Source organism: Brevibacillus sp. SKDU10, assembly GCF_001645205.1.
GTDB classification, from domain to species: Bacteria; Bacillota; Bacilli; order Brevibacillales; family Brevibacillaceae; genus Brevibacillus_B; species Brevibacillus_B halotolerans.
The window spans coordinates 51,592-61,714 of record NZ_LSSO01000168.1; the positions used below are offsets into that span (position 1 = coordinate 51,592).

A 10,123-nucleotide genomic window follows, 5' to 3' on the forward strand; every position below is an offset into this window, starting at 1 on the left:
CTGACCGCTACAAAACCAGTAAGATATTAGATAGGGTAATATGAGAGGAGAGCAGATACATGGAGCCATTTCAGTTAGACAATACGACTCGCACTTTGCATGTAAAGAAATGGGAGTCTGCTTATCCTGGACTGACAGCAGGATTTACGACAAGATGGGGGATACAGAATACGGATAGCCCACAAATGTGCAATATGGGATTACATGTGGGAGATGATCCTAACCATGTCATTAAAAATCGACGACAACTTGCTGATCAACAGGGATTTTCGTTTGAAACATGGACCTGCGCTGATCAGATACACGGTAATAAAGTAACCAAAATTTCTGCCGGCCAGATTGGAGCCGGCAGAGATAGTTTAGAGAGTGTCATTACAAATACAGATGGCTTATATACCAATGAGCAAGGGGTTTTCTTAACCTCCTTTTATGCGGATTGTGTCCCTCTCTTTTTTCTTGACCCAATCCGCAATGCGATAGGACTGGCTCATGCAGGATGGAAGGGCACAGTTTCCTTAATTGGGCGGGAAATGATAGAGGCTTTTCGTCGGGAGTATCAATCGAATCCAGAGGATATCTATGTAGCAATTGGACCTAGTATCGGGGCCTGCTGCTATGAAGTAGACGAGCGCGTAATGATGCAGGCTCGTACAGCTGCTTCTAGCTGGGAGCAAGCTGTACAGCCTAGTCACAAAACCAGTCATTACATGCTAGATTTACGCCAGTTAAATCAGGTAATAGTGGAAGAGGCGGGAGTTCCTGCCGATCATATTAGTACGACACATTATTGCACAAGCTGTCGCAACGATTTGTTTTTTTCGCATCGAAAGGATCGAGGGAACACAGGTAGAATGGCTTCATTTATTGGATGGAAGGAGCAAACAACATGACTAGAATGGTAGCAAAAGCTACAGTTGAACAGCGTTTGGTCGATATTGAACAGAAAATATCGGCAGCTTGTAAGCGGTCAAATCGTCAGCGCGAAGAGGTAAAAGTCGTAGCTGTGACGAAATATGTAGATACCCCCGCAATCGGGGAAATTATCGCCGCTGGGCTAACCCACATTGGGGAAAATCGGATTCAAGATGCCCTTCCAAAGTACGAAGCGTATAAAGACAAGGCGGTTTGGCACTATATCGGTCATTTACAAACAAACAAGGTCAAAGATGTAGTGGGGCGTTTTACTTACATACATTCTCTAGACAGATTATCGTTGGCTCAAGAAATAGAAAAACGTGCTAGTAAGCTAGGAATCGTCGTTTCTTGCTTTTTACAAATAAATATTTCCCAAGAGGAAACAAAATTTGGTTTACATCCAGATGATGTCTTGGCTTTTGTCAAAGAAATTAGTAATATGGAACACATAAGCGTTGATGGATTAATGACCATGGCACCGCAAACAGAAGACCCCGAAGAGATTCGGTACGTGTTTCGGGGCTTGCGCGAATGGCAACAACGACTCAAAGAATGCAATTTACCTCGAGTGACTGTCCAAGAATTATCCATGGGCATGTCAGGAGATTTTGAGATCGCTATTGAAGAAGGAGCCACGTTTGTGCGGCTGGGCTCCGTACTCGTGCAACCGGAATAGCAGAATAAGCGCGGCTTTGTCCGGAGAGGAGGAAGGAATTTGGGTGTCATGAATAAACTTATGAATTTTTTTGGTCTGGAAAATGAAGAGTACGTAGAAGAATATGTGGAAGAAGAGCGTGAACAGGAAGCTCCTCCTAAGAAAAATGGCCAGAAATCATCAGCGGGAAGCAATGTGGTGAGCCTGCATGCAGCCAGAGACCGGGAAGGTATTAGGCTCATGCTATTTGAACCACGTCATTATAGCGATGCTCAGGATATCGCAGATAGCTTGCGAAATAGAAGACCTGTTGTAGTTAATTTACAACGTGTGGAGAACGATCAGGCAAAACGCATTATTGATTTCCTCAGTGGCACGGTATATGCCTTGAATGGGGATATCCAAAAGGTAGGAGAACAAATTTTTGTTTGTACGCCTGATCATGTAGATATCCAGGGAACCATTTCAAGCGTAATAGTAGAAGAGTAAGACATCAAGTTACTGAGGTGAACAGATGTATACATTGGTTGCAATTATTAATTTTGCGTTTCAAATCTACTTTTACATGGTAATTGCCTATGTCTTTATGTCATGGGTGCCACAAATGAGGGAAACGTCTATTGGTCAATTGCTGGAACGATTGGTAGAGCCTTATCTATCTATTTTCCGCCGTTTCATTCCGCCGCTTGGCTTTATTGACCTATCCCCAATGGTTGCCATGATTGCATTGTATTTTGCTAGAGAGGGCCTATTTTCTTTGTTGAGTAGGTTCTTGTAAAGAGAGCGATCCGTAGATGAGTATTTACCATCATTTTAAAAAAGAAGAATATCCATTCGTAGAACGGGCGCTGGAAATGCTAAGGCTAGTGGATGAGCGGCAAATCATGCGCTTGACGGATTTCCTTGATCCACGTCAGCTTTTTATTCTACAAAGTCTTACTTCACAAGTACAGGACGTCAGAGTATCGGCATCCGGGGGATACGATGGTGCAGAGAGGGTGCGTGCCCTGTTGCATCCTTCCTATATCGTACCTGAGGATGTCGATTTTGGCTTGCGCTTGTTTGAAATTAAGGGTAACCAACGTTTTATTGCATGGGAGCATCGGGATGTCATGGGGGCATTGCTGCATGTAGGCATAAAACGTGAAAAGTTCGGTGATATCTTGGTTAGCGAACATTCATGTCAAACAGTGGTAGCCGAAGAAGTAGCAGATTTTGTGCGTATGCAGGTTGCTTCTATTCATAGAATTCCCGTTAGCTTACAAGAGATATCTTTTGCTGAACTTACTGTACCTGAGAAAAAAGGAACAAACAAAACCTTTACAGTACTGTCCGCTAGACTTGATGCTATCATTGGAGAGGTATGCAACCTTTCGCGAGCTAAGGCATTGCTCCCAATTCGTGCTGGAAAATGCAAAGTCAATCATAAAATCGTCGAAGACCCCTCGCATAGTATTGCTCAAGGTGATATGATTTCGCTTGGTGGCTTTGGTCGATTTGAAATTACAGAGGTAACCGGGCCAACTAAGAGTGGCCGTTTACGTCTGACAGCTTTTATTTTTTCATGATTACGCGCATTTTTCCCGAGCCAAGGCAGGAATTTTTATAGAAACTGTCGAAAACATGGGGTAACTTGCCAACATAAGAAAACGGGGAAAGTGAGGAACTGTCTATGCCATTAACGCCTCTTGATATACATAACAAGGAATTTAGTTCCGGTTTCCGCGGTTATAATGTGGATGAAGTCAATGAGTTCTTGGACCAAATCATAAAAGACTTCGAGCTTATGATCAAGGAAAAAAGGGAAATCGAAGAGCGTATGTCTCTATTAACAGAGCGTTTGGACCATTATAAGAACTTAGAAGAGAATTTGAGCAAATCAATCCTAGTTGCTCAAGAAACAGCAGAAGAAGTGAGAAACAATGCTCGCAAGGAGTCACAGCTAATCTTAAAGGAAGCTGAAAAAAATGCCGATCGAATTATCAATGAAGCCTTGGCTAAATCACGCAAGGTAGCAATTGAGATTGAAGAGCTGAAAAAACGTGCTTCTGTCTATCGCATGCGTTTTCGTACATTGCTCGAAGCACAATTGGAAATGCTGGAAAATGGCGATTGGGACGATTTGCAAAAAATGGATTCTTCCTATGAAGGATAACTAACGGAATAAAGCATTGACGTTCTGTCAAAGATGGAATTATAATGTATAGCAAGTTTTTATTCAGTTTTTACCCATATATCAAACAACGATGATCGGGATAGTAAAGGTGCCAACATCCGTAACAGAGAGCCAGGCGGCGGTGAAAGCTTGGACGGAGCTGCTCCTCGAAAATCACCCAGGAGTTCATACCTGAAAGCGTCCAGCATGACGTGAGTAGGTGAGCGTTACATTCACGTTACGAATGAAATGAGTGGACATGAAACGGCGGGTCATCTTGCCATATCATGTTTATTAGGGTGGTACCACGGGAAGCTTTTCTCGTCCCTACGGGGATTAGAAAGGCTTTTTTTGTTGGAAAAAAATAGCTGTATATGCTAAATAGCCTGTAATCACCCGGCAATAAAACTGGTATCGTAACTATAATCAAGGAGTGAATACAGATGAGTATCGATTATGGAAAAACGCTTAACCTGCCAAAAACCGAATTTCCTATGCGTGGAAATTTGCCAGTTCGTGAGCCAGAAGTAGAAGCAAGATGGGAAGAAATGGACATCTATAAACAAGTTTTGGAGCGTACTAAGGATCGCCCAAGCTTTATTCTACATGATGGTCCTCCTTACGCGAACGGAGATATCCATATTGGTCATTCTTTAAATAAAACATTAAAGGATATTATCGTGCGCTACAAATCCATGGCTGGCTTTTATGCTCCGTATATTCCAGGTTGGGATACGCATGGCTTGCCAATTGAACAAGCGATTGTAAATGCACAAAAATTAGATCGCCGCAACATCGAAGTAAACGACTTCCGTAAACGTTGTGAAGAATACGCTTGGAGCTATGTAAATAAACAACGTGATCAATTTAAACGTTTGGGTATTCGCGGCGATTGGGAAAACCCTTATGTAACATTGCTACCTGAATATGAAGCAGCCCAAATTCGAGTGTTTGGTGCCATGGCTACAAAGGGCTATATCTACAAAGGTCTGCGTTGCGTATATTGGTCTCCATCCTCTGAAACAGCATTAGCAGATGCAGAAATCGAATACCAAGATAAGCGTTCTGCTTCGATCTACGTGCGTTTCATGGTGAAGGATGGAAAAGGTAAATTAGATCAGGATACGGGTGTCATTATCTGGACAACTACTCCTTGGACACTTCCAGCTAACAAGGCTATCTCGCTAAATCCTGATTTGGAATACAGTGTAGTGGTTGCAGATGGAAATAAATATTTAGTAGCTTCTGGTCTGGTAGAATCCGTAACAAAAGAAATTGGCTGGGAGCAAGTGGAGACTGTCCAAACCTTTACAGGCTCTGATTTAGAAGGAATTGAGACACAGCATCCATTCTATGAGCGTATTTCCCCAATCATTTTGGGTGATCACGTTACATTAGACGCTGGTACAGGTTGTGTTCATACCGCACCAGGACACGGGGAAGACGACTTTAACGTTTCTAAGAAATATAATATCGAAGTGCTATGCCCAGTCGATCATGAAGGAAAGATGACAAAGGAAGCACCAGGCTTCGAAGGCTTGTTCTATGAAGATGCTAATAAAGTGGTATCTGAAAAACTGAAGGAAAACGGAGCTTTGTTAAAATTAAGCTTCATCACTCACTCCTATCCACATGACTGGCGTACGAAAAAACCAATCATTTTCCGTGCGACAGAGCAGTGGTTTGCTTCGGTAGAAGGCTTCCGTAGCCAAATGCTTGAAGCTATTAAAGAGGTGAAATGGACTCCGAATTGGGGCGAGACACGTCTTGCTAATATGGTGGCAGATCGCAATGACTGGTGCATTTCACGTCAGCGTGTTTGGGGTGTGCCAATTCCAATCTTCTATTGTAAAGCATGCAACGAACCAATTATCAATGAACAAACTATTGATCATATCGCTAACTTGTTTGCTAAAGAAGGTTCTGGCGTGTGGTTTGCCCGTGAAGCGGCTGATCTAATTCCAGCAGGATTGACTTGCGATTGCGGTTGCAAAGAATTCCGTAAAGAAACAGATATCATGGATGTTTGGTTCGATTCAGGCTCCTCACATGAAGCAGTATTGCGTCAACGCGACAATCTAAGCTGGCCTGCTGATTTATATCTGGAGGGTTCCGACCAATATCGCGGCTGGTTTAACTCTTCTTTATCTACTTCAGTAGCTGTTCATGGCAAGGCACCATATAAAAGCATCCTAAGCCATGGTTTCACATTAGATGGTGAAGGACGCAAGATGTCCAAATCGCTTGGTAATACGATTGTTCCAAAAGAAGTAACAGACAAGCTAGGTGCTGATATTTTACGCCTATGGGTATCCTCTGTGGACTATCAATCAGACCACCGTATCTCTGATGCGATTCTTGCGCAGAATGCAGAGGTTTACCGTAAAATCCGTAATACGTTCCGCTTCCTGCTTGGTAACCTGGCTGGCTTTGATCCAATGAAAGATCGAGTAGAGTACGATCGCCTGCCTGAGTTAGATCGCTTTATGCTGGCAAAAGCGGCAGAAATGGTAAAACGTACCCGCAAAGCATACGATGAATATCAATTCCATACTGTATATCAAACTGTGCATAACTTCTGCACGATCGAGCTTTCTTCTTTCTATATGGATATCTCTAAAGATCGCTTGTATGTTGAAGCGCCAGATAGCGAAGAGCGTCGTGCAGCACAAACGGTTATGTATGATATCTTGATTGACCTAGTGAAATTGTTATCACCGATCATCCCGCATACAGCAGATGAAGTGTGGCAGTTTATTCCAGGTGTAACAGAGGCGAGTGTACAGCTTACCGATATGCCGGAAGTAAATGAGCAGCATTTATTCATCGAAGAAGAGCAGGCAAAATGGACGTCCTTCTTAGAGGTGCGCGATGAAGTGCTAAAAGCAATGGAAGAAGCGCGCCGCAACAAAGTATTTGGTAATTCCGTCGATGCTAGATTAGTTCTTTATCCACACACGCAGGAAGTATATCAAACGCTGATGGATATGGAATATTTAGCAGATCTGTTTATCGTAGCCGATATTGAAATGCATGAGGCTGGCACAAAAGCACCTGCGGAGGCTGTTAAGCTTGAAGGCATTTCCGTAGTTGTACTTGCGGCTGAAGGTGGAAAATGTGAACGCTGCCGTGTCGTAAAAGAAGATGTAGGCACAGTGGAATCGCACCCAACTACATGCGAGCGTTGTGCTACGATTGTTGACGAACACTTTTCACATGTAACAGAGTAAATTTACTCGGTCACATCGTTTCCATCCCAATTATATTGATTTTACAAAGAACGTTCTTATTAGGGAAAAAAATTCCCTAGTAAGAACGTTTTTTTGTGGGGCATACTACCAAAACGAGAGCTCTACACTTTTAAGTAAGGATGGTGTCCAGATGGATAAACAGACGCTGGCTCATGTTAAGCAGAGACTCCTGGATGAGAGGGAGAGCATAACAAAACGTTTAGAAGAGAACGATCACTATGGTATGAAAAGCGCTATGGGTGAAACTACCTCCGAGCTTTCCACTTATGATAATCATCCTGCAGATGTTGCTTCTGAATTGTTTGAGCGAGAAAAGGATATTGCCTTGTACCAGTTGGATCGGGAAACATTAGGAGAGATAGATCAAGCATTAGAGCGTATAGATGCAGGAACATATGGCATTTGTACTGTCTGCGGAAAAGAAATTCCAGCCGAAAGATTAGAAGCCCTACCGCAAGCACTAACATGCAAAGAACATGCTCCGTCTCCTGCTGTTAACAATCAGCGTCCCGTTGAGGAGCAGTTTATGAAACCAGCCTTTGGACGAACTTCGCTGGATGAAAAAGAAGCAAATTCCTTCGATGGCGAAGATGCATGGCAAATTGTTGAATCATGGGGAACCTCCAGTACGCCCTTTTCTTTCCAAGACACGGATAAAACAGATTATAACCAAATGTATATTGAGGCAGATGAAGCTGATGGTTATGTAGAAGCCGTGGAGCAGATTGGTTACACCGATATGTATGGCTATCATGGGCCAGACAGTGTTCATTTTATGCGGAGCCATACGTATGATCGATACATGGATCAAAACGAGGGAAAAGGGATATTCATATCGTATGACCAGTATTTAGATGATTTAGCTAAGCAGGAAGCCGATGAGGATATTGATGATCTTAACAACCTGTAAGATGGAGGTATTTAGTTGATTATCGAACGGATCGAGACGTACCCTTGCCTTCACCGATTACGTGAGCCTTATGGGGATGCAAATGGCTACAAAAAGTATCGTTCCTGTTACATGATTAAAATCGTGACACGCTCGGGACTGGAAGGGTGGGGGGAATGTATTGATTGGTTACCCACGCTGGAGGTGGGCTTTCGTAAACGAGTTATTCCCTATTTAATTGGCAAACAGGCAACGGACCGAAACAAGCTGGTCACTGTTGTGAAAAAGTGGCATCAACGAGCCGCTACTGCCGTTAGCATGGCTTTAATGGAAATTTTGAGTAAAAGTGGGGGGCTCCCCATATGCGATTTATACGGAGGAATGTGGCGGGACACCATACCCGTCTATGCCTCATTGCAATCGTATCGGGATACACCTTACTGGGAGCAGCAATCTTGTAAACAAGTAGAACAGGCTTTACTTGATGGTTTTCGAATGGCCAAAATTAAAATTGGTGGGAGAACAATAAAAGAGGACCAAGCTCACGTGAAGCTCTTAATGGCTAAGCTTGACTCTCAAATGTCTTTTGCTTTGGATGCAAATCAGAGCTATGATGTGGCTAGTGTAGGAGCATGGCAGCAGCTTTTTTCAGAATGGAGGAATCTGTTGTGGCTAGAGGAGCCCATGCCGATGGATCGCGTGCATGATTATGTTTTATTGCGATCGAAGCTTCCCATTCCATTAGCAGGTGGAGAAAATCTCTTAAATGTAAAGGCTTTTCACAATCTGTGCCAACTCGGGGCGATTGATATTGCCCAGCCTGACCCGATGCATGAGGACGGAATCGATGGGTATCGACATACGCTATCAACTGTGCGTAGTTTTGGCTATCGTGTTTCCCCGCATGTATTTGATGGTGCTTTAACAAGGCTGTATGCATTGTTTGCCCAAGCCTGTCTGCCTGCATGGAGCAAGATGACAGGAGATGAAATCGAACCAGTCGAATGGGATATCATGGAAAACCCCTTTACCAAACTAATTCCTCTCTCTCCGCATCAAGGGATGGTTACGTTGCCAAAAGGAGTGGGACTTGGTATAGAGATCGATACCGACATCCTAGCGCACTATAGCTGGGATGGTAGTATATATCAGGCCTAAGTTCATTTCATGATTACGTTGATCGTTGAAGAAAAGAGGACGTATGATGGCTCAAGCGCAAAATAACAAGAAAAACCTCATAGGTTTAACAGGTGTTCCATTGGTTATGGTACTTGGAAATTCAATGTTAATTCCCATATTGCCAACAATGAAATCGGAATTGCACTTAACTTCTTTTCAAACCAGTTTTTTAATTACTGCTTTTTCTATTGCGGCCGGAATCATTATTCCATTGGCAGGCTATCTATCTGACCGATTTAATCGCAAAGTAGTCATAACGATCGCTTTAACGTTATATGGCGCAGGCGGATTGCTTGCAGGGTTAGCGTCCCTATGGTTAACCAATCCCTATTGGTTAATTATTCTAGGTAGGGTGTTACAGGGGATAGGTGCAGCGGGAACATCACCTATAGCTATGGCTTTAGTAGGAGACTTATTTGATGGTGCCTCCGAAAGTAAAGCGCTTGGACTATTGGAAACCTCTAACGGATTGGGTAAAGTGTTAAGCCCGATTTTAGGCTCTCTGTTCGCCTTATGGACATGGTACGCAGTCTTTTTGGCTTTTCCGGTCATATGTGCAGTAGTTCTAACTATTTTTTTGTTATTGGTAAAGGAAAAGAAGCAAAACAAGCAACCCCAATCAATTAAAGAGTATCTTGGCTCGATTGGCCAGATATTTAAACAAAATGGAAAATGGCTCATTCCAGCCTTTTTTATTGGTAGTATCTGCTTGTCTACGCTATTTGGTGTGCTTTTTTATCTATCGGATTTACTGGAGGAGACCTATCAGATTGATGGTGTCCTAAAAGGTGCCTTTTTAGCTATTCCCTTGCTGGCTCTGAGCATCATGGCATTTATAACCGGAGCTATTATTAAAAAGAGACTAACGGTAATGCGCTACTTTATTATTGCAGGGATGCTCTTACTTACCATTTCTTATGTTGGGGCAAGCTTTGTTTCGAACGTGTACTTCTTAATAGGAATTCTTGTATTTGGCAGCGTAGGAACCGGCATGATTCTGCCCTGCCTCAATTCTATGATCATTGGATCGGTTACAAAGACAGAGCGTGGTATGATTACGTCTTTGTATAATGGTGTCC

General features: G+C 43.0%; 10 protein-coding genes and 1 other annotated feature. All 10 genes read left to right on the forward strand.

Annotation, left to right across the window (positions count from 1 at the left end):
- The first annotated feature begins 59 nt into the window (after window positions 1-59).
- On the forward strand, window positions 60-890 hold the full coding sequence (gene pgeF / locus AYJ08_RS14160; RefSeq protein ID WP_064018265.1) for a peptidoglycan editing factor PgeF: 831 nt from the start codon (window positions 60-62) through the stop codon (window positions 888-890).
- The gene (locus AYJ08_RS14165; RefSeq protein WP_003342666.1) at window positions 887-1,591 is read left to right on the forward strand and encodes a YggS family pyridoxal phosphate-dependent enzyme; all 705 of its coding nucleotides are present in this window, start codon (window positions 887-889) and stop codon (window positions 1,589-1,591) included. The genes pgeF and AYJ08_RS14165 overlap by 4 nt, the downstream gene beginning before the upstream one ends.
- A gap of 39 nt (window positions 1,592-1,630) precedes the next feature.
- Window positions 1,631-2,059, forward strand: a complete 429-nt coding sequence (locus AYJ08_RS14170; protein ID WP_003342669.1) for a cell division protein SepF — start codon at window positions 1,631-1,633, stop codon at window positions 2,057-2,059.
- Between the two features lie 25 nt (window positions 2,060-2,084).
- Window positions 2,085-2,348 carry a YggT family protein gene (locus AYJ08_RS14175; protein ID WP_003342671.1) on the forward strand — a complete coding sequence of 88 codons (264 nt, stop codon included), beginning with the start codon at window positions 2,085-2,087 and terminating at the stop codon, window positions 2,346-2,348.
- Between the two features lie 16 nt (window positions 2,349-2,364).
- Complete coding sequence (locus AYJ08_RS14180) at window positions 2,365-3,138, forward strand: YlmH family RNA-binding protein (protein WP_064018266.1); 774 nt, start codon at window positions 2,365-2,367, stop codon at window positions 3,136-3,138.
- Window positions 3,139-3,242: 104 nt separating this feature from the next.
- Window positions 3,243-3,725, forward strand: a complete 483-nt coding sequence (locus AYJ08_RS14185) for a DivIVA domain-containing protein (protein ID WP_031413485.1) — start codon at window positions 3,243-3,245, stop codon at window positions 3,723-3,725.
- Between the two features lie 82 nt (window positions 3,726-3,807).
- Window positions 3,808-4,057: a binding site (T-box leader), on the forward strand.
- Between the two features lie 117 nt (window positions 4,058-4,174).
- Window positions 4,175-6,955 carry an isoleucine--tRNA ligase gene (gene ileS, locus AYJ08_RS14190; protein WP_197490674.1) on the forward strand — a complete coding sequence of 927 codons (2,781 nt, stop codon included), beginning with the start codon at window positions 4,175-4,177 and terminating at the stop codon, window positions 6,953-6,955.
- Between the two features lie 151 nt (window positions 6,956-7,106).
- Window positions 7,107-7,886, forward strand: a complete 780-nt coding sequence (locus tag AYJ08_RS14195) for a TraR/DksA C4-type zinc finger protein (protein ID WP_064018268.1) — start codon at window positions 7,107-7,109, stop codon at window positions 7,884-7,886.
- Between the two features lie 15 nt (window positions 7,887-7,901).
- Window positions 7,902-9,023 carry a mandelate racemase/muconate lactonizing enzyme family protein gene (locus AYJ08_RS14200; RefSeq protein ID WP_064018269.1) on the forward strand — a complete coding sequence of 374 codons (1,122 nt, stop codon included), beginning with the start codon at window positions 7,902-7,904 and terminating at the stop codon, window positions 9,021-9,023.
- 43 nt (window positions 9,024-9,066) lie between these two features.
- The coding region (locus tag AYJ08_RS14205) for an MFS transporter (protein ID WP_082890962.1) at window positions 9,067-10,123 on the forward strand (1,057 nt) is incomplete at its 3' end.